General features: G+C 50.9%; 25 protein-coding genes. 12 read left to right on the top strand and 13 right to left on the bottom strand.

All coding sequences use genetic code 11. The annotated features are described in order from the left end of the window. Nucleotides 1-54: 54 nt before the first annotated feature. A complete protein-coding gene (gene folE2 / locus WKJ04_RS00180) occupies nucleotides 55-981 on the bottom strand; it encodes a GTP cyclohydrolase FolE2 (protein ID WP_337878569.1) in 927 nt (308 codons plus the stop codon). A 311-nt stretch (nucleotides 982-1292) separates the two neighbouring features. Here folE2 and WKJ04_RS00175 point away from each other — a divergent pair, with 311 nt between their 5' ends. Beyond that, nucleotides 1293-3581: an ATP-binding protein gene (locus tag WKJ04_RS00175; RefSeq protein WP_337878568.1), complete on the top strand. Its 2289-nt coding sequence runs from the start codon at nucleotides 1293-1295 to the stop codon at nucleotides 3579-3581. Nucleotide 3582: 1 nt separating this feature from the next. On the opposite strand, the gene arcA is transcribed toward WKJ04_RS00175, so the two are convergent. Together arcA and WKJ04_RS00165 are read right to left on the bottom strand one after the other, a co-directional pair. Further along, nucleotides 3583-4290 (bottom strand): two-component system response regulator ArcA, encoded by a 708-nt coding sequence (arcA, locus tag WKJ04_RS00170; protein ID WP_337840703.1) that lies wholly within the window; start codon nucleotides 4288-4290, stop codon nucleotides 3583-3585. Between the two features lie 171 nt (nucleotides 4291-4461). Beyond that, the gene (locus WKJ04_RS00165) at nucleotides 4462-6075 is read right to left on the bottom strand and encodes an ATP-binding protein (protein ID WP_337878567.1); all 1614 of its coding nucleotides are present in this window, start codon (nucleotides 6073-6075) and stop codon (nucleotides 4462-4464) included. A gap of 137 nt (nucleotides 6076-6212) precedes the next feature. Here WKJ04_RS00165 and WKJ04_RS00160 point away from each other — a divergent pair, with 137 nt between their 5' ends. After that, nucleotides 6213-6611 (top strand): DUF3293 domain-containing protein, encoded by a 399-nt coding sequence (locus WKJ04_RS00160; RefSeq protein ID WP_337840701.1) that lies wholly within the window; start codon nucleotides 6213-6215, stop codon nucleotides 6609-6611. On the opposite strand, the gene WKJ04_RS00155 is transcribed toward WKJ04_RS00160, so the two are convergent. The 3 genes from WKJ04_RS00155 to trmB are packed head-to-tail and all read right to left on the bottom strand — an operon-like array spanning nucleotide 6612 to nucleotide 8661. Beyond that, a complete protein-coding gene (locus tag WKJ04_RS00155; protein ID WP_337840700.1) occupies nucleotides 6612-6905 on the bottom strand; it encodes a hypothetical protein in 294 nt (97 codons plus the stop codon). A gap of 21 nt (nucleotides 6906-6926) precedes the next feature. After that, nucleotides 6927-7931, bottom strand: coding sequence for a class I SAM-dependent methyltransferase (locus WKJ04_RS00150; protein ID WP_337878566.1), 1005 nt, complete (start codon nucleotides 7929-7931; stop codon nucleotides 6927-6929). 1 nt (nucleotide 7932) lies between these two features. Then, a complete protein-coding gene (trmB, locus tag WKJ04_RS00145; protein WP_337878565.1) occupies nucleotides 7933-8661 on the bottom strand; it encodes a tRNA (guanosine(46)-N7)-methyltransferase TrmB in 729 nt (242 codons plus the stop codon). Nucleotides 8662-8790: 129 nt separating this feature from the next. Between trmB and mutY the strand changes: the two genes are divergently transcribed. The 8 genes from mutY to WKJ04_RS00105 all read left to right on the top strand — a co-directional run bounded on the left by mutY (nucleotide 8791) and on the right by WKJ04_RS00105 (nucleotide 17299). Next, nucleotides 8791-9795 carry an A/G-specific adenine glycosylase gene (mutY, locus tag WKJ04_RS00140; protein ID WP_337878564.1) on the top strand — a complete coding sequence of 335 codons (1005 nt, stop codon included), beginning with the start codon at nucleotides 8791-8793 and terminating at the stop codon, nucleotides 9793-9795. A gap of 60 nt (nucleotides 9796-9855) precedes the next feature. Further along, nucleotides 9856-10125, top strand: coding sequence for an oxidative damage protection protein (locus tag WKJ04_RS00135; RefSeq protein WP_337878563.1), 270 nt, complete (start codon nucleotides 9856-9858; stop codon nucleotides 10123-10125). A gap of 99 nt (nucleotides 10126-10224) precedes the next feature. Next, nucleotides 10225-11157: a transcriptional regulator GcvA gene (locus tag WKJ04_RS00130; protein WP_337878562.1), complete on the top strand. Its 933-nt coding sequence runs from the start codon at nucleotides 10225-10227 to the stop codon at nucleotides 11155-11157. 7 nt (nucleotides 11158-11164) lie between these two features. After that, nucleotides 11165-11800, top strand: coding sequence for an alpha/beta family hydrolase (locus tag WKJ04_RS00125; RefSeq protein ID WP_337878561.1), 636 nt, complete (start codon nucleotides 11165-11167; stop codon nucleotides 11798-11800). Continuing rightward, nucleotides 11778-12164 carry a hypothetical protein gene (locus tag WKJ04_RS00120; RefSeq protein ID WP_337878560.1) on the top strand — a complete coding sequence of 129 codons (387 nt, stop codon included), beginning with the start codon at nucleotides 11778-11780 and terminating at the stop codon, nucleotides 12162-12164. Before WKJ04_RS00125 ends, WKJ04_RS00120 begins: the two co-directional genes overlap by 23 nt. A gap of 1 nt (nucleotide 12165) precedes the next feature. Next, entirely contained in the window at nucleotides 12166-13236 is a 1071-nt protein-coding gene (rlmM, locus tag WKJ04_RS00115) for a 23S rRNA (cytidine(2498)-2'-O)-methyltransferase RlmM (protein ID WP_337878559.1), read from the top strand. Between the two features lie 172 nt (nucleotides 13237-13408). Next, nucleotides 13409-14359 carry a GlxA family transcriptional regulator gene (locus WKJ04_RS00110; RefSeq protein ID WP_337878558.1) on the top strand — a complete coding sequence of 317 codons (951 nt, stop codon included), beginning with the start codon at nucleotides 13409-13411 and terminating at the stop codon, nucleotides 14357-14359. 159 nt (nucleotides 14360-14518) lie between these two features. Next, the gene (locus tag WKJ04_RS00105; RefSeq protein ID WP_337878557.1) at nucleotides 14519-17299 is read left to right on the top strand and encodes a winged helix-turn-helix domain-containing protein; all 2781 of its coding nucleotides are present in this window, start codon (nucleotides 14519-14521) and stop codon (nucleotides 17297-17299) included. Here the strand turns inward: WKJ04_RS00105 and WKJ04_RS00100 are convergent. From WKJ04_RS00100 to WKJ04_RS00075, 6 genes are all read right to left on the bottom strand, one after another. Then, the gene (locus tag WKJ04_RS00100) at nucleotides 17296-17973 is read right to left on the bottom strand and encodes a type 1 glutamine amidotransferase domain-containing protein (RefSeq protein WP_337878556.1); all 678 of its coding nucleotides are present in this window, start codon (nucleotides 17971-17973) and stop codon (nucleotides 17296-17298) included. The genes WKJ04_RS00105 and WKJ04_RS00100 overlap by 4 nt on opposite strands. A gap of 140 nt (nucleotides 17974-18113) precedes the next feature. Beyond that, nucleotides 18114-19244 (bottom strand): alginate export family protein, encoded by a 1131-nt coding sequence (locus WKJ04_RS00095; protein WP_337878555.1) that lies wholly within the window; start codon nucleotides 19242-19244, stop codon nucleotides 18114-18116. 92 nt (nucleotides 19245-19336) lie between these two features. Beyond that, entirely contained in the window at nucleotides 19337-21088 is a 1752-nt protein-coding gene (locus WKJ04_RS00090; RefSeq protein ID WP_337878554.1) for an amidohydrolase, read from the bottom strand. Next, entirely contained in the window at nucleotides 21085-21426 is a 342-nt protein-coding gene (locus WKJ04_RS00085; RefSeq protein ID WP_337878553.1) for a c-type cytochrome, read from the bottom strand. The genes WKJ04_RS00090 and WKJ04_RS00085 overlap by 4 nt, the downstream gene beginning before the upstream one ends. A gap of 54 nt (nucleotides 21427-21480) precedes the next feature. After that, entirely contained in the window at nucleotides 21481-22200 is a 720-nt protein-coding gene (locus tag WKJ04_RS00080; RefSeq protein ID WP_337878552.1) for a hydrolase, read from the bottom strand. 141 nt (nucleotides 22201-22341) lie between these two features. Next, entirely contained in the window at nucleotides 22342-22953 is a 612-nt protein-coding gene (locus WKJ04_RS00075) for a response regulator transcription factor (protein ID WP_337878551.1), read from the bottom strand. Nucleotides 22954-23191: 238 nt separating this feature from the next. On the opposite strand from WKJ04_RS00075, the gene wrbA reads away from it, so the two are divergent. Then, complete coding sequence (gene wrbA / locus WKJ04_RS00070; RefSeq protein WP_337878550.1) at nucleotides 23192-23791, top strand: NAD(P)H:quinone oxidoreductase; 600 nt, start codon at nucleotides 23192-23194, stop codon at nucleotides 23789-23791. A gap of 99 nt (nucleotides 23792-23890) precedes the next feature. Further along, nucleotides 23891-24463 (top strand): HutD family protein, encoded by a 573-nt coding sequence (locus WKJ04_RS00065; protein ID WP_337878549.1) that lies wholly within the window; start codon nucleotides 23891-23893, stop codon nucleotides 24461-24463. Here the strand turns inward: WKJ04_RS00065 and WKJ04_RS00060 are convergent. Beyond that, nucleotides 24455-25099: a glutathione S-transferase family protein gene (locus WKJ04_RS00060; protein WP_337878548.1), complete on the bottom strand. Its 645-nt coding sequence runs from the start codon at nucleotides 25097-25099 to the stop codon at nucleotides 24455-24457. The two genes, WKJ04_RS00065 and WKJ04_RS00060, sit on opposite strands and share 9 nt — an antisense overlap. Nucleotides 25100-25208 lie beyond the last annotated feature (109 nt).

Here is a 25208-nt window from a genome sequence, read left to right as displayed (position 1 = left end):
AGGCCGGCAAGACCGGCCTTTTTTGTAACTGAAGAGATATTTTTTATGCGGAACTTATGCGACGTAACCTGACGCCACACCTTTCACTGTGACTGCAACAGCATCATGGGCATGCAGAGATTCATAGTGATTCACCCGCAACCAGAAATCGTCAAATTCGGTCAGGGTGTTCAGTGCCTGTTTTAAACGACGGGCTGCATCTTCACAGAACATCAGGTTCTGTCCGTTTAGGCGGGCAAATTCCTGTTCATCAGCGCGTTTAACTGCAGCCTGAACCGGTGTTTGCAATGCATCTTCAATGGCATCAATCAGCGCAATGACCGGGAAGTCGGTCACTCTGTGGTTCAGTTTCACTTTGACTTCGGCAACGGAGCGCTGGCTGTGTGGTGTGGCCACTATACCCTGAGTGGTGCCCAGCCAGTCTTTGACCAGTTCCATACTGACTTCTTTATGGCCGGCAAACTTGCTGACAAAAGCTTCCTGAATTAACTGACGGGCCAGAGCGGCTGAACAGGGACAAGTGGATGAATAAGGCACATTGACCTTCAGCTCCACTGATACCTTACCGTCTTTGCGTTGACCAACAATAGTCACAGGGTAAGCTTTCCAGCCCTGTTTTTCTGTGATTAAGGCTTTTCGGCGCAGATGCAGGTCAAAGTCGAACTTCACAAACGCATGAGTGCTCAGCTCTTCATGGCTGCTGATAAAATCGCTCAGCAACTGGCTTAAGGTGTGAAAACTCAGACTGGATTCATTGGACAACTGATCCAATAACAGATAAAGCCGTGACATATGAATGCCTTTGGCTTTTGGATCCTTCAGGTTCACAAAAGCTTCTACTTTGCTGCTGACCTGACGTGGTGCTTCGCCGGCGACGGCGAACATCAGGGGCAGTTCAATCTGGCTCATCCCAACCCAATCCAGTGTACTTTCGTAACTGGCAGAGGCATGGTTGGCTACGTCTGGCATTATGCTCGGCATGAAAACTCCAATGTCCGTTTTTATACAACCCTGTGCTATACGGGCTGCCTTAAAAATTGGCGCACTTTATACCATATTTTTCTGTATGGGCCTGTATAAAACTTGTGCGGCCTAGGCTGATTTTTTTCGAATGGCTTAAACGAAAAAAACGAATACCTGAGTGTTTTGCTCAGTTATTCGCTAGATTGGGCTCGCCAGTACTGAATTCAAGTTATTGGCGGAACTTTCGGCCTGCTGGCCCAAAATGATGGCGACAAGCAGATCTGTTTTTGGCAGACTGACGATGTTTTTCTGCAACCCAAAAGGCTCGCATGCAACACAGTGTTCATCCTGTGATCCGGAAATTGGCCAGTTACCTGAAGCAGTGGGGCTGGGTGCAGTGTTTTTTCCTTTGCTTCATTTTATTACAGGCGGTTACCGGGGTTCTGGCGGGTGCCTACAGCCTGCTGCTGTATGAAGTCGTACTCTGGCCTCTGGTGCTGGGGGCTTTGTTATTTTCGCTGACCAGCTCGCCGGTATTTATTCTGATCTGTTTTTATCTGGTGCATCACCTGGACGAAGCCTTGTTTTACCTGCAGGACTCCATTCGACAGGAGCGCTTGTTGAATCAGAATATGCAGGAAACCATCCGGCAACTGAACTTCGAAATTGAAGAGCGGAAAAAAGCCTTCCAGGCTAAACGCCGAGCCGTTGACGAGCTGCGCCGTGAAATCGCCTGGCGCCGAAAAACCCAGCAAGAGCTGGAAGAGCAGAGTTTACTGATGCGCTCTATTGTCGACAGCTCGCCGGATTTGTTTTATTACCGCGACGAAACCGGGCGTATTGTCAGTTGCAATAAAATGTTTGAAGTGCTGATGGGCAAATCGGCAAAAGAGCTGATAGGCCATTATCCGGCCGAATTGTTTGACGCCGACACTATGCCAAGCGCCATCCTGACCGATCAGGAGCTCACCATGAGCCGTACGGCGATGACACTGGACGTGGAATACAAAACCCCGGATGGCCGGCTGATGTGGTTTGAAATGCGCAAAGTTCCTTTTTTCGATAAACAAAGCCGTTATATAGGGTTACTGGGCTTTGGCCGTGATATTACTTCACGTAAGCTGGCCGAGCAGGCGCTGGAAAAAGCTTATCAGGACAAAGGCAAATTTATTGCCACCTTAAGCCACGAGTTGCGCACACCGTTAAACGGCATTGTCGGTTTAAGCCGGCGCCTGCTGGAAACTCAGTTAAGCAATGAGCAACGCAGCTGGAGCAATACCATCTTCAGCAGTGCTGAGACACTCGGCAATATATTCAATGACATTATCGACCTGGACAAAATTGACCGGCAGGACCTGGATATTTTGTATCAAAGCGTGCAGCTGGGGGCTTTTGTCCGTGATATCTGTAACTTTGCCAGCCTGATCTGTCAGCAAAAGGAGCTGGAGTTTATTGGACCTGACGAGTTTTCTGCCGACTGTTACGTCAAACTCGATCCTACGCGGGTGCGGCAGGTGCTGTGGAACCTGTTGAATAATGCCGTGAAATTCACTGCCAGGGGGCAGGTGAAGCTGGAAGTTGAGTTTGTGGCAGAGCAAAATTCTGAACTGGTGTTCCATGTGCGGGATACCGGTATTGGTGTGGCTGAAGCCGAGCAGCAACGCATCTTTGATATGTACTATAAATCCAGCGACGGCCGTCGCTTAAGTATGGTGGGGTCAGGTATTGGATTGTCGGTGTCCCGTTCATTGGTGGAAGCGATGGACGGCAGCATCAGCCTGCAAAGCCAAACCGGCGCGGGCAGTTGCTTTACTGTCAGGCTGCCCACGCAATTGTTGGCGCCACCTCAACCTGAAAGTTTGCCTTTGCATCCGGCACTGACAGTACTGCTGGTCGAAGATGTGCCGCTGAACGCTGAGATTGCCATCAATCTGTTGGAGCAACGTGGTCATCAGGTGGTGCTGGCCGAAACCGGTGAAGATGCGATGGCGCTGCTGGACACCGAAGACGATTTGGATTTAGTGCTGCTGGATATGCAATTGCCGGATATGACCGGCGATGAAATAGCCCGCTATATCCGCTCAGAACCTCAGCTGGCTGAGTTGCCTGTTGTGATACTCAGTGCCAATGTGCGCAAAGCTCAGGAGCAACTAAGTGGCATCCGCATTGAAGGCTCCCTGGCTAAACCTATTAATACCAATAAGCTGGATCAGCTGCTTAACGAGTTATTTGGCTCCGGCACTGGCAGCAGTGCTCAGCTAAAACCCCCACGAAGTTCAGACATTCTTGACCTGGCAACGCTGGATGATTACCTGCAGTCATTAGGGGTGCAAACGATGCAACGCAGTGTGCAGCTGTTTGCCCAACTGATGCCGGGTTATATCAATAAGATGATTGAAGCTGCGGTGCAGAAGCAGGAACAGGAGTTTCGGGATGCGGCACATAAACTCAAAGGTGCTGCCTCCTCTGTCGGGTTGCTGTGGGTGCAGCAGCAGGCTAAACAGCTTGAAACTGACGACAATGTGCAGTGGCAGGGGATGGAAAAGCAGCTGGTGGACTTTCACTTAACAATAGAGCGGCACCTGGCCGCTCTGGAAGAGTATCTGCACGCTGGCTGAATTATTTTTCCAGCTTACCGACAAAGCGGTAACCTTCACCGTGAATGGTGCTGATCAGCTCCGGGCAATCCTGCTCTGATTCAAAATGCTTACGAATACGGCGGATAGTTACATCCACTGTGCGGTCGTTTGGGCGCAGTTCACGGCCTGTCATATGACGGATCAGTTGTTCCCGGGTAAAAATTTTGCCTGGGCTGTCCAGCATCAGACGCAAAGCGCGGTATTCACCCTTTGGCAAACGACGGGATTCGCCGGTAGGTGAAGTCAGGTTACGGCTGTTTTCATCCATGACCCAACCGTTAAAACGTACCACGCTTTTATGTTCTTCAGCGACCGGTTGATTTACGGTGCGGTTTAATAAATTGCGGGCACGAATGGTCAGTTCACGCGGATTAAAAGGTTTGGTCAGGTAATCGTCTGCACCAATTTCCAGACCCAAAATGCGATCGACTTCACTGTCCCGGCCGGTCAGAAAGATCAGGCCAAGGTTCTCTTTCTGACGTAATTCACGTGCCAGAATTAAACCGTTTTTGCCTGGCAGGTTAATGTCCATCACGATCAGATCCACTTTCTGTTCTGACAGTTGCTGGTTCATTTCTTCGCCGTTGATTGCTTCCAGCACTTGATAGCCTTCGCCCTGAAACAGGCTTACCAGATTCAGGCGAGTTACTTCCTCGTCTTCAACGATCAGAATCACAGGAGTCTGCATTGTGCTAAAACCTTATTAAATTGTATTTAAGTTTTTGAATTTAAAATAAATTACTGGGTGTCTACCCATAACAAATGTCTGCGCAATTATATAGAGCGCTACATTTGTTAACAAGTTAATTTGTTAACAAATCGCCTGGTCTTCCATTCTGGAAAAGGAAATACTTTTTTGCTATTTGGGTATAACTGGAAAATCTATGTGAATATCAATACCTTGACCCAAAGTGCTGTCGAGCTGAATTTTACCATTGAGAGCCTGAGTCACCAGGTTATAGACCAGGTGCATACCTAAACCGCTGCCACCTTCGCCGCGTTTGGTGGTGACGAAGGGGTCAAAAATACGTTTTTTGATATTCTCAGGTACACCGCAACCATTGTCTTTGTAATGCAGATAGCAGCGGCTGTTGGCCAGAGTGACACTGACAGAAATTTGCCCTTGTTCTGTTTGCTCAAAGGCGTGGATCAGGCTGTTCATAATCAGGTTAATTAAGATCTGGCTGATGGGGCCGGGTTTGCTTTCAAACTCCAGGTGTTCATCACATTCGATCTGTACCTGATGTTGCGTTTTTTTCAGGTTGGGCCGCAGTGACAACAGTACTTCGTTTAATAGCTGCGACATATTGAAGACACGTCTGTTGTCATTGGACTGGTCTACAGCCACTTGTTTAAAACTACGAATGAGGTTCGCGGCGCGTTCCAGATTACGGTAAATAATGCCAAGATTTTCGTTACTGTCGGATAAAAATTTCGCCAGCTGGCTGGATGTCAGTTTTTTATCATCAAAGGCGCGCTGGATTTCCTGCAGTTTGTCCTGCATCAGGGTGGAAGCTGTGACACCCAGACCAATAGGGGTATTTACTTCATGGGCAACCCCGGCCACCATCTGACCCAGACTGGCCATTTTTTCGGTCTCAACAATTTGATTCTGGTACTGGTGAAGCGTAGACAAAGTGTTCAGCAGGTCCTGATTAGAACTTTTCAGTGCCAGAGTACGTTCGTTGATTTTATGCTCCAGATCCTGGTTCAACTGACGTATTTCCGATTCAGCCCCCTGCAGTTTGTTAATTTGTTGCTCGGTGCGATCCAGCATGGTATTCACGGCCCGGCCCAGGTTATGAAATTCGATAATCTCCATGGCGGGTGCCCGTACATGATAATCCTTGTCTTTGGACACTTTCTGCACCAGCGACAATAAACTGTATATGGGTTGGGTAAAGCGGTTTTGTAACCGGATAGCCAGAATAAAAGCGCCAATCAGTGAGCAAAGTGCGATCAGAATGTCGAACAGTACGCGGTTTTGCACATAATTGCTCAGTTCATCCAGACTGGCGCGTAAGTAAACATAGCCCAGTCGTTTACCGTCACTTTCAATCACCTGACTGAGTTCCATCACGCCTTCACTTAGTAAGGTGTTTTTCAACTGTTCTACTTTGGCAAATTGGGTGGGGTAAGGGCCTATATCACTTTTGTTATAACTGGCAAAAAAAGTCAGCTCGCCATTGTCCTGTAGTTTGTAGATATGAATATTGTTCAGACGGGGTTCGGCGCTGAAAGAGGCCAGGCGTTTGTCCTCCACTTCTGGGTCATCTATTTCCAACGAACCCACAGCGTTAAAGGCAATAATGGCGGCATAGGCATGCAGCTGTTCGGACAGATTTTTCTTTTCGGCTTTGATGTCCTGCAAGGTGGCGATGGTCAGGGACACACATAAGGTAATGCTGCAAATTAACATCACCACCCATATCAGCGCGCCTTTCATTGATGTTGCTTTTAACGCTGAACTCATTGATCCATCCGCGATTTTCAGTACGTCCTTGCTTTATAGTATTGAAGTTACACTCAATTGCAACTAACTGATTACCAGCCCTGACAAAAAAATAAAAGCAGTTTATAGTAACTGCAGCCTGATACAGGAGTGAACGCATGGACTTATGGGATCAGTACAAAAGTAGTGTGTTTTTATGCCATCAGAGACTGGGGCAGGACATCAGTTTTGCTATTATCAGCGCTCAGAACCCCGCAGGTGATCTGCACAACCCCTCCCAAAATTTAGTTTTCGACAAACACTTCGCCGATTTTCTTGATCAGTTAAACCTGCCTTACCGCGCCATTATTGGTTGTTCGCCAGATCTGTCTTTTCAGGAGAAAAGCTGGGCTGTGCTCTGTGAAAAAACCAAAGCAGTGGACCTGGCAATACGATTTAAACAAAATGCTATTTATTGGGTGGAGGCGGGAAAACTCTTTCTGGTCCCTGCGCTTTTGCAGCATCCGGAAGAATACCTTGGCGCTTTTCATCCGAGACAAATAGTGCTGGCAGAATAGTCAGTGGCTTTTCAGTACCGCGAGTATCGGGTCTATCGGCTGGCCCAGCTCGCTTTCCAGCTGCATTTTTTTCAGCTGCAATAACTGGGCATCGGCTTTATCTGCCGGAACCGTCAGAAATTTTTTAAAGTCTGTGGCACAAATACAAAGCACTGCGGGTTTTTCCATACCCGGCAATTGACCAAGGCGGTACAACATATTGGGGCAGGCTTCAGTACGGTTTGGCGCCTGAATACATTCAGCGGCAAGGCTTTGGGTACTTAACAACAGCAGTAAGGCGGTAATGAAACGCATCAGTGCTTTCCGCTTTGGGTGTTACTGACAATAATAAACCACAAAACCATCGCGCCGACCAAGTTCTTTTACCTGATTAAACAGGCTTTTCAGTTGTTCGGCATAAGGCAGATGTACATTGGCAACCAAGGTCAGGCTACCGCCAGGTTTCAGTTGCTGTCTGGCATTCTGGAAAAACTGCTCACTGATCTGGTAATCCGTTTTCAGCCCTGTGTGAAAAGGCGGATTACTGACTATATGGTCGAACAGGCCTGTTTTGCCGGGAAAACCATCGGCGCAAAGCACAGTACCAGACAACTGATTGGCGGCCAGTGTCGCCTCTGTGGACTCCACGGCCAGAGTGCTGATGTCGCTGGCCACCAGCTCAATGGCGCTGTGATTTTTCTTCAGGTAAGCACCGACAATACCTGCGCCACAGCCAAAATCCAGCACCTTGCCTTTTTGCACATGACCAAGATGCTCCAGTAGAAGCCTGGTGCCTAAATCCAGTTTGCCGTGGTTAAAAACGCCCGGTTGGGAACACACCACAAATTCGGTGTTGCCGCTTTTTAGCTGAAACTGCAAAAAACCAGTAGGGACAGGCTGCAGTTCAGACAGATGATCCAGTTCAAACCACAGGCAATGTTTGGCGTTATCCAGCTTGTACACTTTTACGCCGATTTTATCGGCTAAAGCCGGCAGGCTTTTGATACCACCTTTATTGTCGCCAACTAAAAAACACAGACTGTCAGCTTTGGCCACAGCTTTCAGCTGCTGCAGCAAAGCTGGCAGCTGTTCTTTGCTTTTGGGGTGAAAAATCAGCAGCGAATCAAAGTGTTGATCTGGCAGTTTGCCCAAATACACAGCGTCAGCACTCAGGCTTTGCCAGTTATGAGCTACAGCAGCATTGGTGGTAAAACAGCGGGCCTGAATACCCAAAGCGGCCAGTTCAGTGACCAGACGGTCTGCTGGGGGCTCAATGACCAGTACAGTACCTTTCAAATCAGCACTGTTGCGCAATACCATCTGGCTGCTGTTATCAAGCATCTCAGTTCACCTTTTTAAACATCAGGTCCCAGACACCGTGGCCCAGGTTCACGCCGCGGTTTTCAAATTTAGTCAGAGGTCTGTGGTCAGGGCGGGGCACATAGTCATTGGTTGCTGACTGGTTCTGGTAACCTTCAGCGCTACTCATCACTTCCAGCATATGTTCGGCATAATTTTCCCAGTCGGTGGCCATATGAAAGACTCCGCCCGGTTTTAACTTGCGGCGCAGTAACTGAACAAATTCAGGCTGCACTATGCGGCGTTTGTGGTGACGCTTTTTATGCCAGGGATCCGGGAAAAACAGCTGCACTGTGTCCAGTGTATTGTCTGCAACACAGTGCTCAAGAATTTCTACCGCGTCATGCTCAAATAAACGCAGATTTTTTACACCATGAGTTTCGGCTTCACCCAGGCAGGCACCCACACCTGGCTTGTGGACTTCAATACCGATAAAGTCTTTTTCCGGCGCTTCTTTGGCCATTTGCACCAAAGATTTGCCCATACCAAAGCCGATTTCCAGCACCAGAGGGGCCTGACGGCCAAAAATTTGCTCAAAATTATAGGCCTCAGTCTGATACTGCAGGCCCATAGTAGGCCAGAACAGGTCCAGACTCCGTTGCTGGCCTTTGGTCAGCCGGCCTTCGCGCAGCACAAAACTTCTGATTTTACGCAGGAATTTTTCTTCCTGTGGTTGTTCAGGCTGGTCGGTTGGGTGCTGCTGTTCGCTCATCAAAGGCTCTCCGCTATAAATTGGCCGCGTATTATCCTTATTCTGTGCAGGCAGCTCAACTAATACCACGCGCATCTGCAGCTCTTTTACGGTTAGAATGGCGGCGTTTTATTTGATGGGTAACTAAGAGTGTCGCTGTATTTACAATCCCCTTCTTTATTGGCTGAAAAAATGATCAGCTGGCAGGCCAGCCAGGGAAGGCATACATTGCCCTGGCAACAAAACCCCACGCCTTACCGGGTGCTGGTCAGTGAAATGATGCTGCAGCAAACCCAGGTCAGCACTGTCATCCCTTATTTTGAACGCTGGATGGCAGCATTTCCCGATGTCACAGATTTAGCCAAGGCGGAAACCGACCAGGTGATGGCCTTGTGGCAAGGGCTGGGGTATTACGCCAGAGCCCGCAATTTACATAAGGCGGCCAAAACTATAGCTGCGCTTGGTGATTTTCCATTTGAACTGGCTGATTTATTGCAAATTCCCGGCATAGGCCGTTATACAGCAGGCGCCATCCGCTCTTTTGCTTACGACAGCTGGGGTCCGATAGTGGATGGCAATGTGCGGCGCCTATTTTGTCGCTTGTTTGCTATTGAAGGTGTGCCTACCAGTTCAGCCGTTGACAAAAAGCTCTGGGCTTTGGCGGAGCAGTTAACGCCAGTGAAACACAACCGCCGCTTTGCGCAGGCTTTGCTGGACTTAGGGGCAACTGTCTGTAAGCCCCGTCAGCCCTCATGCCATGCCTGTCCGTTGCAGGCCGGATGCCTGGCTTATCAGCAAAACCGGGTGGCTGAATTGCCAACAGCGAAACCGAAAAAAGTCACGCCCGTCAAACAGGGGCATTTTCTTTGGGTAGAACAACAAGGTTTGTTGCTGCTGGAAAAGCGTCCTTCCAGCGGCATTTGGGCTGATTTGTGGGCTCTGCCTCAGGTTGATGACGCACCAGAAGCTGTGTTACAGGGCGAATTTAACCATGTGTTTTCACATTACAAGCTGGAAGCGAAAGTCTGGCTGCTGGACGTCACAGAAGCCAAACCTGAACAAAGCTGGTACAGCAAAAAGCAGCTGGAGCTTATTGGTTTGCCAGCGCCTATTCGCAGCTGGATTGACAAGAAGCTGCAGGTCGAAGCTGATTAACGCTTGGGGCTTCACCCACACTGGTTTAAACTAGCGCAAATTTTTAAGGCGAGGTGAAGCATGTCACGTCAGGTTTATTGTGTTTATCTGAAAAAAGAAGCGCCAGGGCTGGATTTTCAATTGTATCCGGGTGAGCTTGGCAAAAAGATTTTTGACCATATCAGCAAAGAAGCCTGGGCTTTATGGCAAGCCAAGCAGGTGATGCTGATTAACGAAAAAAAGCTCAATATGATGAATCTGGAGCACCGCAAATTGCTGGAAGAGCAGATGCAGCAGTTTTTATTTGAAGGTGCAGACGTGCATATTGAAGGCTACGTGCCAAAAACCTGAGACTCTGTGTTGCCTTTCTGAAACAGAGCTGGTGAAGCCTGTCAGCTCTGATTTATACTGCCATTAGAAAAACTTATTAAAATCTTCAGGACTCCAGCCATGGCAAGGCGCTTACCTCCTTTGAATGCACTGAAAGCTTTTGAAACTGCGGCACGGCATTTGAGTTTTACCAAAGCCGCAGAGGAAATGTTTGTCACTCAGGCTGCTATCAGTCATCAGATCAAAGCTTTAGAAGACCATTTGGGACTGAAGCTGTTTATGCGAAAAAACCGCTCTTTATTGCTGACTGAAGAAGGCCAGAGCTTTTTCCTCGACATCAAAGAAATTTTCTCCCAGTTGCATGAAGCCACCGAAAAGCTGTTAGCCCGTGGGGCCAAAGGCTCATTGACTGTCAGCCTGCAACCGAGTTTTGCCATACAGTGGTTGGTGCCACGCTTAAGTAAATTCAGCGAAGCGCACAGCGATATTGATGTGCGGATCAAAGCCGTCGATTCGGACGAAGGCTCGCTGACCGACGATGTGGACGTCGCTATTTATTATGGCCGTGGCAGCTGGCGTGGTTTGCATGCGGACAAGCTGCATACAGAGTATCTGTTGCCGGTCTGTTCGCCTTTGCTGCTGACCAGTGGCAAGCCATTAAAAGAGGTGTTGGATCTGAAGTTTCATACCTTGTTGCACGACGGTTCACGTCAGGCCTGGAAAGACTGGTTTGTCGGGCAAGGCATAAAAAACTTTAATGTGAACCAGGGACCGATATTTTCCCATACCGCTATGGTGTTGCAGGCGGCTATTCACGGGCAGGGCGTGGCGCTGGCACATAACGTGATGGCCAGGCCGGATATTAACTCAGGCCGGCTTATAGTGCCTTTTAACCATGTGCTGCTCAGCAAAGACTCACATTACCTGGTGTGTCGCGAAAGCCAGACTGAACTTGGCAAAATCGTCGCCTTCCGCCAGTGGATAGCGAAACAGGTCGAGCTGGACCAGCAGGATTTTGCCGAGCACTACTTTAATAACAGTACGCCGGACTGACAGCCCGATGCCACAACTCTTAACTGCCGCAGAAAACCCCAAGGCCCGGCTCTTGCTTTGTCATGGCGCCGGTGCTCCGGTGCAGTCGGACTTTTGTCAGCAACTGGCAGCGCAACTGGCGTTGCTGGGCATAGAGGTTTGGGGCTTTAATTTTGCTTATATGCAGCAATGCCTGGCCGGGCAAAGGCGGCCGCCACCGAAAATGCCGGTGCTGATTGCGGAGCTGCAGCAGCAACTGGCGGCTATGGCGACAGATTTACCTCTGCTGCTGGCGGGTAAATCCATGGGCGGGCGTGTGGTGACTATGCTGTGTGCGGGCAGTGCCGGTGAGGTGCCGGCACAGGTGAAAGCGGTTTGTTGTTATGGCTATCCTTTTCATCCGCCGAAAAAGCACAGCTGGCGCACCGAACATTTTGATAAGTTGCAGCGGCCTGTGTTGGTACTGCAGGGTGAACGGGACCCTTTTGGCACTCTGGCTGAACTGACTGAGTTGCACTGGCCCCAAGTACAGCTGCAATGGTTGCCAAGTGCAGATCATGATTTTAAACCGCTGAAATCCAGTGGCCTGACTCAAGAGTTATTACTGCAGCAAGCGGCACAGCACAGCAGGAGATTTATCAGTGACGTTATTCTGGAAACTTAATACCAGCCTGGCGGCTTTATATGGTGCCCTTTGTGTAGGGGGAGCCGCTGCCTTAATGCATCTGTGGCAATCCACTTTACAGGGCGGCCAGCTCGCTGTGCTGATCAGCGCTGGTTTTATTCTGGCCTTGCATTGCCTGGCTTTATTGGCGCTTGGTGCTGCCGAAAAGCTACAGCAACAAAGCCCCTGGTTAAGCTGTATTGTTGCAATAGCCTTGCATTTAGGCTGCTGCGGTTTTGTGTTTACTTTAGTCGGTGGCGTGTTTAGCTGGAGCCTGCATTGGGGCCAGCTGGCGCCTCTGTCCGGACAACTATTAATTATCAGCTGGCTGTTGCTGGCTTTCAGCCCCTGGATCAGGAAATAACATGAGACAACTATTACTTTATTGCCGCGCCGGTTTTGAAAAAGAATGTGCGGCGGAAATCCAGGACAAAGCAGGCCAGCAAGGAGTGGCTGGGTTTTGCAAGCTGAGCAACAACAGTGCCTTTGTCATTTTTGAAGCTTATGACGGCGACAGTCTGGCTACCTTTTACCGGGACTACGACTTTAACAAGCTGATTTTTGCCCGCCAGTGGTGTTTATTGGTGGACGAAAAACTGGAGCTGGACCCGGCTGACCGGGTTTCTGCCATAGTACAGGCTGCACTGGGCGCTGAACTGCGTAATTTAGGCGAACTCAGGGTGGAATACCCTGAAACCAATGACGGCAAAACCCTGTCGACTCTGGCCCGCAAATTTACAGTGCCACTGCGCCAGGCGTTGCGCCAGTGTGGTGTCTTGCTGCAAAAAGAAAACCACAGGGCTCCGGTACTGCACCTCTTTATGTTGTCGGGTAAAGAAGCTTATTTGGGCATGTCGTACCCCGAGAACAACAGCCCGCTGGAAAACGGCATTATGCGGCTGAAGTTTCCGTCTGAAGCGCCAAGCCGCAGCACACTGAAGCTGGAGGAAGCTTTTATTCAGTTTATCCCTAAGGATGAATGGGAAACCCGGCTGGCGTCCGGCATGAACGCGGTGGATTTAGGCGCCTGCCCGGGCGGCTGGACTTATCAGCTGGTGAAACGCAGCATGATGGTGGTGGCCATTGATAACGGCATGATGGCCGACAGCCTGATGGAAACAGGTCAGGTGCGGCATTTGCAGGTCGATGGCTTTAAATACACACCGGATAAGAAAAACGTGTACTGGCTGGTTTGTGACATGATTGAAAAACCACAACGAGTGGGCGAACTGGTTTGCGACTGGCTGATCAACGGCTGGTGCCAGGAAAGTATTTTTAACCTGAAACTGCCGATGAAAAAACGTTATGAGACTGTGGCTGAAGTGCTGGAGATGATGCAACACAAACTGAAAGACGCCGGACTTCGGGTGCGTTTCCAGGCCAAACACCTGTATCATGACCGCGAAGAAGTGACGGTGCATGTCTGCAAAGCCTGATAAACAAAGCGGGGAATTTTAGCCCTGGTAGTATGAGGTTAAAAATAAATCACTTGTTTAGTGTCTCAGGGTGTAACTAAACTTTGCTTACCTAAATAAACAAAACTTAACATTGGTTTTGGCTGACAGACGCATACCAGCCTGGCAGGAAAGGGACAAACCAGTTACCAGTATGAAAAACGTGATAATGCCTTTGTTTGAAAACTTTATGTTGCTGGATTTTGCCGGTCCAGCTGAGGTTTTTGCGTTGGCTAACAGGTTTTTGCCCGACCCTGAGCGTTACAAAGTGGTCACTCTGGCTGCCAGCACAAACGCAGTAAGCTCGTCCAATGGGGTCCGTGTAGTTCCAGATTCCAGCTTTGATCAGTTTCAGGGCAGTTATGATGTGCTGCTGGTACCTGGTGGTCCAGGAGCCTATAACCAGCACCACCCTGAGTTATACCAATGGTTAACTGCTTCTGTTTGTAAAGCGGGCTTGTATGGCTCGGTTTGCACTGGTGCTTTTATTCTGGCAAAAGCAGGCTTGCTCAACGAGCGTAAGGTCACTACGCACTGGAATTACACCAAGCGTCTGGCGGCGGAGTTTCCGCAGGTGCTGGTGGAAACAGATCAGGTGGTGGTGCAGGATTCTTCGCTTGTCACTTCAGGTGGTATCACCACGGGTATAGATTTGGCATTGAGTATCCTCGAGCGCCATCACGGCAGGGCTCTGGCGGTGAATGTCGCTAAAGTGTTGTTGGTGGTGATGCGGCGTCAGGGCGGTCAGGTGCAGTTCAGTCCGCTGTTAGCCGAAGTGGCGCGTGACAGTTCGGCGGTGTCACAGGTGCAACAGTTTGTGTTGGCGCACCTGCATGAAAAATTCACCGTAGAACGCATGGCTGAGCTGGCGAATATGAGTGTGCGTAACTTCTCCAGGCTTTTTCAGCAGGAAACTCAGCTGACCCCAATGACTTTTGTGCAGCATGCCCGGGTAGACCAGGCAAGAAAGTTGCTGGAAAACAGCAACCTGCCGATGAAAACTGTGGCATTTGATTGTGGTTTTGGCTGTGTGCGGCAAATGAGTAATCTGTTTCAGACCAAACTGGGCTTAACCCCTGGCCAATACCGGCAGCAGTTTGGGTAAGTATTGGCCTTTCCTGACATCATTTTGGCAGAATCCTTCCTTTTACCAGCATTGAAGCTTGATGCGCTCTGAATAACTATTAATGCACCATTCACAACGCTGGCTCAGTTAAGCTCCAGCTGTACAGCTTGATGGCGCCATCACACCAGGGAGTGCGTGATGCCTGATACAGAAATGCTGACCTCTTCGTTGCGGTTCGGGCCTTTTTTATACCATGAGCACAGACGGGAGCTGGTGCGGGACCAGCAGCCCGTAGCTATTGGCAGCCGGGCTTTTGATATTTTATCAGTCTTACTGCGCCATGCTGGCCGGGTCATCGACAATGATACGCTGGTTGCTGCCGCCTGGCCTCATACAGTAGTGGAAGAAAGTAATCTGCGGGTGCATATTTCAGCCTTACGTAAGGCGTTGCAGGAAGAGCAGCAAGGTATACGTTATATCGAGAATATTCCGGGCCGTGGTTATTGTTTTATCGCAGAAATAACCCCCATCAGCACGGCGTCGGCCTTGTCGTCCTCTGTGACCGGAACTATGCAGACATCTGCTGTACGTTCTTTAGTGCCTGTGCTGGGACGGGACAGAGAACTGGCTGAAATTCGCCGGCTTCTGCTCGACCGACGTTGTGTCACTATTACCGGCCCCGGCGGTATGGGTAAAACTATTCTTGCGTTGACGGTGGCTGAGCAATGGCAGGCTGAGTTCCCATGCAAGAGCTACTTTATCGATTTTTCGCTTCATACCGACAGCAGGCTGGTAGAGAATTTTCTGGCTATGGCGCTGGATTTGGTCTGTGTTGACAGCAATCCGTTGCAGGAAATTATTCATTCATTGGCACAAACTCCGGTGCTGTTGGTGCTGGATAACTGTGAGCATCTGGTGCAGCGCATCGGTGAACTGGCTGAGCAATTGTTGCGGCAACTGCCTCAGGCACACCTGTTAATCACCAGTCGTGAACCTTTACGCTCTGAAGGTGAGCAGGTGTTTCCATTGGAACCTTTGGGTTGCCCTGAATCTGAGCGGTTATTCACCGCCGGACAGTTGATGGACTACCCCGGGGTACAGCTGTTTATGAGCAGAGTGCAGGCGTTATTGCCCGACTTACAGCTGTCGGCTGAACAGGTGGATGCCGTTGGTCGCATTTGCAGGCGCTTGGATGGCTTACCTCTTGCGCTGGAGCTGGCTGCTGTCAGGGTGCCTGTATTTGGCTTTGCTGAACTGGAGCGGCGGCTGGATAACAGATTCAGTTTTCTCACTAAGGGCCGACGTACAGCACTGGCCCGGCATCAGACACTTAAGGCTGTGATCGACTGGAGTTACGACAGCCTGACGGCCGATGAGGCTGGTGTGTGGCGCAGTCTGGCGGTCTTCGCCGGACGTTTCGATTTGGATGCGGTACTGGCCGTTAACCCGGATTTCAGTGAGGCAAATATTCTTGATTTGATGGACAGTTTGGTTGCAAAGTCCTTAGTGCGGGTGATGGATCTGGATGGCCGGGTGAGTTTTGCATTGCTTGAGTCGATGCGTTACTTTGCGTTGGATTTACTGCAGCAGCATGGCGAACTGGAACCAATCCGCCACCGGCATGCCCTGTATTGTCTGAAGCAGACGCAGCAGCCCTTGGATGAATGGCATGCTGACACCCCGGCCAATTGGCTGCAGGTTCGAAAACAGGATGTGGCAGATATCAAGCTGGCGTTGCACTGGGCCTTTGCTGAACCTGATAAACATGAACTGGCGATCAGGCTGGTGACTGAATCCGCTCCTTTGTGGTTTCGCTCATTACAGCTGTCCGAAATTCAACTTTACCTGGAACAGGCCTGGCATTTCGCCAGCAGCCGTTTAGGGCTGCTTCCGGCGGATTTAATTGCCAAACTGGGCCTCGCGCTTGGGCATGTGCGTTTTCATCACTATGGCGCTTCGGCTCAGGTGGCTGAGTTATTCCAGTTGGGTTTGCAGTATGCAGCTGTAGCGCAGGATCAGGTATTGCAAATTCAGCTGACCTGGTCTTTATACGCTCATTCAGTTCTTGGCGCCGATGACGCCTCACTGGATTATTGGAGCCGTGCTTATCTGAGTCTTACCTCAAACAACAGCCTGCCACAAATTGCTGCCACCCGCTCGCGGATCCAGATGATCAACCAGCATACGAGGGGACACTACACGGCAGCGCTGGTTTTTGGGGAAGAGGCCATGCAGCTTGAAGTCAGGCAACCTCTGACTATTCCTGCCCATGTGTATTGTTACGATCATTTAGTGGCGGCCAGTGCTTATCATGCCCGCTCTTTATGGATTGCAGGCCAGACCAATGAAGCGATACGTTTGATTATCCGCATGCTGGACAGAGCTAAGAGCATACGGCAGCCTTATGCGCTGGGCTATTTTTTGGTCTGTGGTTTATGTCCTGTGGCGCTGTGGCAAGGCGATACCCAGTTGGCCCGCTACGGCATAGACATGTTGTTACGGCTGAATAGCGGTATGCCGGCGCAAATCTGGAAAGCCGGCGGTCAGGTGTTCAGCGAGGCGCTGAACATTTTAACGGACCACGGGTCACCGGATGCCGGTTTGGGGGGACAACTGAACAGGTTTTACGGCAACTTGCTTGCTACTCTTGATTACCGCTTTCTGCCAGAATTTGTCGGGACCCACCAGGACTGGCCGGTTTCAGCCTGGTGTGAAGCTGAAATGATCAGAGCGCGGGCAATGGCGGTGAACCATCATGGTGGGTCCAAAGCTGAGACTCAGCAGTCTTGCTACGAGGCTTACCAGTTGGCCAGGCGTCAGGGCGCATTGTCCTGGCAACTGAGGGCCGCGATGAGTCTGAAAACTTTGGGCTGGTCAGGAGCGGAGCAACTGTTGCAGCAGACTATGGCTCTGTTTCCGAAAAATCAGCAAACAAAGGACTGGAAGGAAGCCTGCCTGTTACTCGAACCCTGCTGCTAAGAGGGCAGGGCGGCTAAAAACTGTTGCGTCAATGGGACAGCCGATGCCGTATTCTGACCTGTGAATAAGGTTCCATCCTGCACTACGTAAGGCTGATGCGCCGGTCCTGTACTTAACAGAGCGCCGCGTTGTATTAACTCGTTGGCCGGGTCCAGTGGTAATACACAGTCGGGGTGCAGCAGCTGCCGCTCCTGCTGACTCAGCATGGTTATTTTTCTCCCTTCAACCAGCGGCTTATGCTTGTCGTCAGCCAGCCACAATAAGACGGCTGCGGCGTGTCCAATCAGCGCAACAGGGCGGTTTAAGGCAAAGGTTTCTTTCAGCAACCGGATAGAACAAGGGGCCTGGATCAGGTCTTTTAACAGACCCAGTCCGCCAGCATAAAACACCCCCTGGAAGTCTGAAGGGTAAAGCTGTTGTAGCTTTAGCGTATCTGCCAGCGCGCTGCGGGCGTTTCTGTCTGTCAGAAAACGCTGAGATTCCGGCGTTTGTAGTTCCTGCCGCAAACTGTCCGGATCAATTGGGGCTGAACCTCCTTTTGGTGATGCAAGAGTCAGCGTATGGCCTGCATGGAGTAACAGGTAATAAGGAATAGCCAGTTGAGCCAGCCACAAGCCAGATTTTTCATGTCCGCAGCTGCCGTCTGAGGTCACCACAATTAAAACATTTGCCATGGCGCTATCCATTTTTGTGCCCTGGCTTCAGATACCAGAGCCCTGAGTTCCTGTTCTGCTTTTTCCATTGTCGATACAAAGTGCTGGTCAGGCGAATCAAATGCTGTGAATTGTTGTGAATTGTTCACCATAGACGGCGGTCAGTACTGCAGGGTAAAACCTGCTTCAAAAAACAGACTGTGCTGCCTGGCTGTGGCCTGCGCCAGAGTGGCCGTAGCGTTCAGGTGGCTCAGCAAAAGTTCAAACTCAAGCGACGGACTGAATTTCTGACTGAGTCTGACAGTGAACACATCGGCCAGTTTACTGTTGCCTTTGGTTTGAGCACTCAGCAACACAGAACGACCCTGAGCATAAATGGCGTCATCTGCCGTGAGCCGCGCCAGCCATTGATACTCCAGTTCAAGGCGCAGGCCTGACGGTGTTTGAGAATGCAGCCCAAGTTGCAGATTTTTGATGTTGCTGGTGGCAATACTACCGGCTTCAGAATAAAAAGGCGCCTTGGCGAAAAGCGGCTGAAAAGTAGACAGTTTCTGGTTAAGAGGATTGTTGTCTCCACTGGCCAGACTGAGGGCGGCTGACCAGCTGAAGCTTTGGTTCAGGCTTTGTTGGTAGCGGACAAAAAACCAATGAGCGTCAATAGAATACTGTTGTTGGTCGCCCCATTGATAAATATGCTCCAGCGCTACGTCGTGATGATTTCCCTCTAGCCTGAGGCTGAACTCCATGGAGTGCCGGAATTCGTCTTTGCTGTCTCTGTGGTCCAGATAACGCAGATAATGCAGGCGCAGCTGCTGCTCAGGTGTCCATTCTGTCTGCAGCAGCATGCCGCTTACACGCCAGTTGTCTGAGCTTTGATCATTCCAGCTGCCAGGCTCAGCAATGACATGCTGACCATGGTACAGGCTGAATTGTGAGGCTTCCCGCTGGCTGGTCAGCAGCAAACCATCGAAACGACGGCGGACATTGGTTCCTTCACGTTTGCCCAGTTGACGCTGGTTGCCAAAAGCCCAGACCTGCCGTCCCAACTGCAGTTGCCATGAATCGTAGTTTGTCTGCAGTATCAGCCGGTGCAGCTCTGGTGCAGTTTGTTCCAGCGGTGATGTGCCCGCGTTGTGAGGGCTGTCAAAGGCCACAACAGGTTCCAGCAGCAAAGAGCTTGACTGGAGCAGACTGAGCTCGAGCGAGGGTAACCACCGCTGCAGCCAAAGCGTCTGATGCTCAGCACTGAAGTCGGCATTTTGTACACTTTGCAGTTTTTGTCTTATCTCCATTCCAAAGGATGAAAAGGACTCTGCTGCCGGGGCAACGCCAGGCAGCAGAATCAAACCGGCAGCAAAGACTGCCGGGTAGTGCGGGGACTGCCTCATTCGGATGGAACAAAGTTAACAGGGGACCAAAGCGGTTCAGCTTTTAACCTTGGCTTAGCGAACGCCGGGAAGGCTTTGCTGGCGTATTCAGTCCGGCCATCGACCACTGTCAGCTCACTGCGGGTCTGCAATAGCTGCTGTTCTTCCACCTGAAAAATGTCCTGATTCAGGATACTGAAATCAGCCAGCATGCCGGGCGCTATGGCCCCTTTTTGCTGCTCATCACCGGAAAACCAGGCGGACCCCAGGGTAAAAAGCTTTAATGCGGTGAGCCGGTCTAACCGTTGTTCCTCAGCAGTCAGCTGTGTACCTCCCAGGGTTTTTCCGCTGACCAGCCAGTAGTAAGTGACCCAGGGGTTAAAACTGGCCACTCTGGTACCATCTGTGCCTAAACCCACAGGGATACCCAGCTCAAGCATTTTTTTCACCGGCGCTGTGGTTTGGGTTTTCGTTTTGCCATAGCGGGCCAGAAAATCTTCACCGGCAAAAGCCAGCCGGGCCTGCACAGCAATACCGCCGCCCAGGCGCTGGATCCGCTCAAGATTGCGGTCCGACACTGTTTCGGCATGATCAAAAGCCCAGCGGACTTTGTTCAGCGGCTGGTCTTTATTGATTTTTTCCAGCACGTCCAGCATTTTGTCGATGGTTTCGTCATAAGTCGCATGGATCCGAAACGGCCAGCGCATCAGCAGGTGCATACGCACTATATTTTGCAGCTCCAGCTCAAAACCAGGTTTCAGTTCTGGCCGTGGTGAGCGGAAGTTCTCATAGTCGGACGCTGACCAGGCCAGCAGCTCACCGCCGCCGGCAATGGTGTAACCTCTGGGATGACGGGCGTCCAGATTCTGGTCCTGCTGATAATTTGCCATCCAGCGGGCAAACTGATTCAGCTCGTCACCGGGTTGTTGCGGGAACAGGTAGTTGGCGATCCGAACAGGTAGTTTACCTTCGACCGCCAGCCGGGTACTGGCCTGATATTGCTGGGGAAACTGGTGGCCGCCACCTCCGGCATCCACCACGCTGGTGACGCCATAACCAAGCAGGGCCTGAAAAAACTGCAGTGAGGAGTTCAGTTGCTGCTCGGGGCTCAGACCTGGCAGTGCTGCAATACTCTGATACAGCAGCTGCGGATTCGGATCCGCCACCAGCTGGCCTGTCAGTTGTCCTTTGGCATCTTTTTCATAATAACTGCCTTTGGGGGCCTGGCTTTGACTGGTAATGCCAAGTGCTGCCAAACCTGCGCTGTTCAGTATGGCGCCTGAATACAGATGCAGAATAAACACGGGTGTATTGGGTGCAGCCTGATCCAGCTCAGCCAGAGTTGGCAGGCGCTTTTCCGCAAATTGTTCGGGAGTCCAGCCGCCTACCACCCGCACCCAGTGGCCTTTCGGAGTCCGTTTGGCTTGCTGAGCGACCAGTGACAGCGCCTGTTTCAGGCTGTTGATGCCTTCCCAGCGTGTTTCCAGGTTATAAAAGCGGCCGCCCCGGACCACATGCAGGTGGGAGTCGTTTAAGCCAGGGATCACCAGCCGGCCACCGGCGTCAATAAGCTGGGTGGCGCTGTCTTTCTGGCTTAACAGGTTTTGGGCAGAAGAGCTGAGTTCGGTAAAGCGGCCCTCTTTTACCGCAAAAGCGGTCACGCCTTGTTGGTTAAACGAAGCCACTTTAGCGTTATAGACAATAAGATCCGGAGCTGCGGCCAACGGCAAAGAAGGCAACAGCGCCAGTAGCAGGATACCTGTTCTCATGGAGTCTCCTTCGTTGGCGTCTGGTGGCTGTTGGCACCAGCCTGAGTGGAAAAATAAGCGACCAAATCAAGAATGTCCTGATCAGATAGCGGCGCGGCATTGACGTACATAATCTCCGCCAGGCCGCCTTTGCGTTCGCGGCTGCGGTAAGCTTTCAGCGCATATTCCAGGTAGGCGGCATTCTGTGCCGCCAGGTTTGGGTTGCCCGCTATTGGCGAAATACCGGTTTCGCCATGGCAGCCCCAGCACTGACCTGACAGCTCTTTTCCCTTGGCTGCATTACCTTGCGCCATGGCTGTTGTGCACAGCAGGCACAGCAGTAAACAAAAAAATTTCATTACTGACTCCAAAAAAAGAAGAACCCCTGCTTGTGCAGGGGTTCTGGTCATTGATTAATGGCCTTCTTTGGCACCAAACATTTCTGCTGCGTAGATAATACCCAGGCCATAACCGCCCGCATGTTCTTTGGCAATGGAGGTCACAGGTACATAAGTGCCGGTGCGGGCCCAGTCACGTTGCAGCTCCAGCATGTATTGCAGCCAGGTAATGGGTTTTGCTCCGGCCTGAATCATACGAAGCACGGCCATGTCATGGGCTTCTTTGGTTACCCCCCCAGATGCATCGGTGACGAAATAAACGTCATAACCTTCTTCGATGGCCGACAGGGCGGGTCCTACACCACACACCTCGGTCCAGAGTGCCGCGATCACAACGCGTTTTTTCTTAAAGGTTTTGATTTTGTCCGTCACCCTGTTGTCTTCCCAGGTATTCATGGTGGTGCGGTCAATAGGTTTTTGCTCCGGAAATACCGCCTGTAACTCCGGGAATAGTGGCCCGCTGAAGGACTTTTCAGCCACAGTGGTCAGAATGGTCGGGACCTTAAACACCTTGGCAGATTTGGCCAGGGCGGTCACATTGTTACGGATATCCACCACTTCGTGCGAATGGGTGGCAAAAGCCATTTGTGGCTGATGGTCTATCAATAACAATACGTGATTGTCTGGGGTCAGCAGGCTTTTGGCAGGCTCACCGGCCACTGCACTGCCGATAAATGACAGGCTCAAGGCTGCGATGGCCAGGCTCTGTTTAATCTGATTTGTAAACTGAATCATAACTGTCTCCAACGTTTAAGTTTCCTGAAAAATCAGGCTGATGTGCCGTTCCTGCACTGCGAGGTTGCACACCCAAGCCTGAATTGATGTTGTGGTTTTTATACTTGTTTGGCATCGCTCCTAAGTGGGGTTTTGCGGCATTTATAAGAAATGGATCAACCCGCGCTGCACACCGATGGATACAGCCTCAGTTCTGCTTATTGCGTTCAATTTACTCAGAATGTTTTTCATATGGGATTTGACTGTCCACTCTGAAATACACAGGTTGCTGGCGATGGATTTATTGGCTTCGCCTCGGGACACCCGTTTCAGCACTTCGACTTCCCTGTGGGTCAGGTGGTCCGAATTTTTTGTATTGTGCTCAGTGCAAAACTCCAGCACCTTTTTGCCGGACTGGATGGCCCTGACAGCCAATAACAATTGATTCGGTTCGGTGTTTTTGGACAGATAACCACAAACCCCTGTGTCGAGAAATAACTGCTGCTCTGATCGGTCCGGGCGATTGGACAGCACCAGTAGTTTGCCGCTGGCATGGCAGATGCGTCTGAGAGTAGCGAAGTCGGTTGGGCTGGTCTGGCAAAGATGCAGAATTGTCAGTTCAGGTTGCCATTGTTGCCATAAAGGCCAGAGCCGGGTGGCATCCCTGCTTTGGGCCACCAGTGTGAGGTCCGACTGCTGTTCCGCCAGTTGGTGAACTGCCCACAACACCAGTGGACAGGGGTCTATCTGCATCAACTGAAACTGTCTGCTCATAGTTACTCTCCTGAAACATAACTCAGTGCAGAGTAAAAGCCGGACAACATTGCGCCAAGTTAAGCCTTGCAAAGCCGCACCTGTGGTATTCAGCGTCGTGAATTCCTGTAAAACCTGGTGAAATCGCGCTGCAGCTCCGTATCCGATGGTGAAATCGCTCCTTAGTGTGATGCTCCGTCGGGCGCTTTGTATTTCAATGCGTCAATAAAACCTGAATCAAACGTCAACGGAGTCAACGATGAAAAAAATACTGGTGTTGTATTACTCAAGTTATGGGCACGTTGAGCAGATGGCTAAAGCAGTCTGTGAAGGCGTAAGTGCGGTTGCTGGCGTTGAGCTGACATTAAAACGGGTGCCTGAGCTGGTGCCGCAGGAGCTGGCAGAAAAGTCAGGTTTTGTACTGAATCAGACAGCGGAGCTGGCAAGACCGGCCGAATTGGCTGATTACGACGCCATACTCTTTGGTGTGCCGACCCGTTTTGGCAATATGGCAGCGCAAATGCGCAATTTTCTTGATCAGACAGGTGGTTTGTGGGCTCAGGGCAAGCTGATTGGCAAAATTGGCAGTGCCTTTACCTCAACAGGGACTGGCGGTGGCAATGAAACCACCTTGCAGTCGCTGCATACCACCTTGTTTCACCACGGGATGTTGGTGGTGGGGTTGCCCTACAGTTGCCCCGAACTGGCAGATATCACTGAAGTCAAAGGTGGTTCTCCATTGGGCGCGGCCTGTATTGCCGGTGCGGATGGCTCGCGTCCGGCTTCAGCAAAAGAGCTGGCGATGGCCCGTTTTCAGGGGAAGCATGTTGCTGAACTCTGTTTGCGTATGGGTAACTGATACGACCTGCAGTTGTTGCCCTGTGTTGCTGGCACTGGGCGCTGTTCGGCAAGGCGGTTTTTTGCTGTAATAGCGCCTGTTTATTTACGGCAACAACTTATGCGCATTCAACTCATTAAGCCAGAACATTGGCTGACTCAAGCCTGGCAAAATGGCGGTGGTATCACCCATCAGCTGTTGCGCCAGGATGATGAGCAGGGCTTGTTATGGCGTATGTCCATTGCAGAAGTGGCCAGCGATGGCCCTTTCTCCGCTTTTCCTGGTATTGACCGCATTATTTTGCTGCTGCAGGGCAAGGGGGTTCGCCTGCAGCTGCCAGCTGACACTGTTGAGCTGGCAACGCCATATACTGCGTTTGAATTTGCAGGTGAAACCGCAGTGCAGTGTTATCTGACGGACGGTGCTGTCCTCGATTTTAATCTGATGAGCAGACGTGGCGCTGTGCGGGCCAGTCTGGACGTGCACCAACTGCCGCACTGTGTGGATCTTGCCACAGAGCTCTGTGGTCTTGGGGTTTTTCTGGCGAAGGGCAGTGCAGTACTGCAAAGTGCACAGCAGTGTATTGAGCTGACCGAACTGGATTTATGCTGGCAGCAACAGCCGGTACAGGAGTTGAACCTGACCGGCAGCCAAGATGCCGTGGTCTTTATTATCCGTATCTGCTCAGACTAAGGGCGGCTGAATATTTTCTCTGGCATAGACTTTTTGCACCGCAGGACGGGCCAGCATACGTTGCAGCCAGAGGGCAATAAAGGGGAAATCGCGGGCTTTTTTGCCTGAGAAATTGCGGGTCCAGCGACATAACATCATGGCGTAAATATCCAGCAGTGAAAATTCGTCGCCTAAAAACCAATGGCCGCAATGGCTCGCCATCTGTTGTTCCAGTTGCTCCAGCAGGCTAAGTACTTTGGCCTGTGCCTGGGCTTTTATCTCGGCAGCGCTTTGGGCGGCAGTCACCCAACGCTCCGGGTAAAAATACAGAATCAAGCTGCTTTGTAAGGTAGCTGACAGCCAGAACAGCCATTTATAAGCCTCGCCGCGTTGTGCTGTACCAACTGCAGGCATGAAGCCTTTTTCCGCATGTTGATCACAGAGATGCAGGCAAATAGCTGCGGTTTCAAATAACACCAAATCCCCATCCACCAGAGTAGGGATTAACCCATTGGGGTTAAGCTTCAGGTACTCTGCTGTTTTATGGCTGGCGGTGGCCGTGTCGGTCAGCACCAGTTCAAAAGGCTGTTGCAGCTCTTCCAGCAGAATATGCGGCGCCATGCTGGCGGTAGAGGGTGAGTAGTACAACTGATACATCGTAAATTCCTTCTGTTTTAAGTGGAAAGGCCGCCTTGGCAATTTACAAAATTTGCCGGGCCTATTCAAAACAAGGTTGACGGAGATAAGGAAACACTGAGTTTCAGCA

Source organism: Rheinheimera sp., assembly GCF_037442345.1.
GTDB lineage: Bacteria > Pseudomonadota > Gammaproteobacteria > Enterobacterales > Alteromonadaceae > Pararheinheimera.
This window is presented reverse-complemented; position numbering and strand designations above follow the sequence as displayed.

Coding starts and splice junctions, on each gene's coding strand:
- WKJ04_RS00095 (WP_337878555.1), bottom strand. CDS start 19,244: ATGGAGATAAGACAAAAACTGCAAAGTGTACAAAATGCCGACTTCAGT.
- WKJ04_RS00165 (WP_337878567.1), bottom strand. CDS start 6,075: ATGAGTTCAGCGTTAAAAGCAACATCAATGAAAGGCGCGCTGATATGG.
- WKJ04_RS00125 (WP_337878561.1), top strand. CDS start 11,165: ATGCCACAACTCTTAACTGCCGCAGAAAACCCCAAGGCCCGGCTCTTG.
- WKJ04_RS00085 (WP_337878553.1), bottom strand. CDS start 21,426: ATGAAATTTTTTTGTTTACTGCTGTGCCTGCTGTGCACAACAGCCATG.
- WKJ04_RS00075 (WP_337878551.1), bottom strand. CDS start 22,953: ATGAGCAGACAGTTTCAGTTGATGCAGATAGACCCCTGTCCACTGGTG.
- WKJ04_RS00135 (WP_337878563.1), top strand. CDS start 9,856: ATGTCACGTCAGGTTTATTGTGTTTATCTGAAAAAAGAAGCGCCAGGG.
- WKJ04_RS00155 (WP_337840700.1), bottom strand. CDS start 6,905: ATGCGTTTCATTACCGCCTTACTGCTGTTGTTAAGTACCCAAAGCCTT.
- WKJ04_RS00105 (WP_337878557.1), top strand. CDS start 14,519: ATGCCTGATACAGAAATGCTGACCTCTTCGTTGCGGTTCGGGCCTTTT.
- WKJ04_RS00080 (WP_337878552.1), bottom strand. CDS start 22,200: ATGATTCAGTTTACAAATCAGATTAAACAGAGCCTGGCCATCGCAGCC.
- WKJ04_RS00065 (WP_337878549.1), top strand. CDS start 23,891: ATGCGCATTCAACTCATTAAGCCAGAACATTGGCTGACTCAAGCCTGG.
- WKJ04_RS00110 (WP_337878558.1), top strand. CDS start 13,409: ATGAAAAACGTGATAATGCCTTTGTTTGAAAACTTTATGTTGCTGGAT.
- WKJ04_RS00060 (WP_337878548.1), bottom strand. CDS start 25,099: ATGTATCAGTTGTACTACTCACCCTCTACCGCCAGCATGGCGCCGCAT.
- WKJ04_RS00130 (WP_337878562.1), top strand. CDS start 10,225: ATGGCAAGGCGCTTACCTCCTTTGAATGCACTGAAAGCTTTTGAAACT.
- WKJ04_RS00090 (WP_337878554.1), bottom strand. CDS start 21,088: ATGAGAACAGGTATCCTGCTACTGGCGCTGTTGCCTTCTTTGCCGTTG.
- WKJ04_RS00160 (WP_337840701.1), top strand. CDS start 6,213: ATGGACTTATGGGATCAGTACAAAAGTAGTGTGTTTTTATGCCATCAG.
- trmB (WP_337878565.1), bottom strand. CDS start 8,661: ATGAGCGAACAGCAGCACCCAACCGACCAGCCTGAACAACCACAGGAA.
- arcA (WP_337840703.1), bottom strand. CDS start 4,290: ATGCAGACTCCTGTGATTCTGATCGTTGAAGACGAGGAAGTAACTCGC.
- folE2 (WP_337878569.1), bottom strand. CDS start 981: ATGCCGAGCATAATGCCAGACGTAGCCAACCATGCCTCTGCCAGTTAC.
- WKJ04_RS00100 (WP_337878556.1), bottom strand. CDS start 17,973: ATGGCAAATGTTTTAATTGTGGTGACCTCAGACGGCAGCTGCGGACAT.
- WKJ04_RS00150 (WP_337878566.1), bottom strand. CDS start 7,931: ATGCTTGATAACAGCAGCCAGATGGTATTGCGCAACAGTGCTGATTTG.
- wrbA (WP_337878550.1), top strand. CDS start 23,192: ATGAAAAAAATACTGGTGTTGTATTACTCAAGTTATGGGCACGTTGAG.
- rlmM (WP_337878559.1), top strand. CDS start 12,166: ATGAGACAACTATTACTTTATTGCCGCGCCGGTTTTGAAAAAGAATGT.
- WKJ04_RS00175 (WP_337878568.1), top strand. CDS start 1,293: ATGCAACACAGTGTTCATCCTGTGATCCGGAAATTGGCCAGTTACCTG.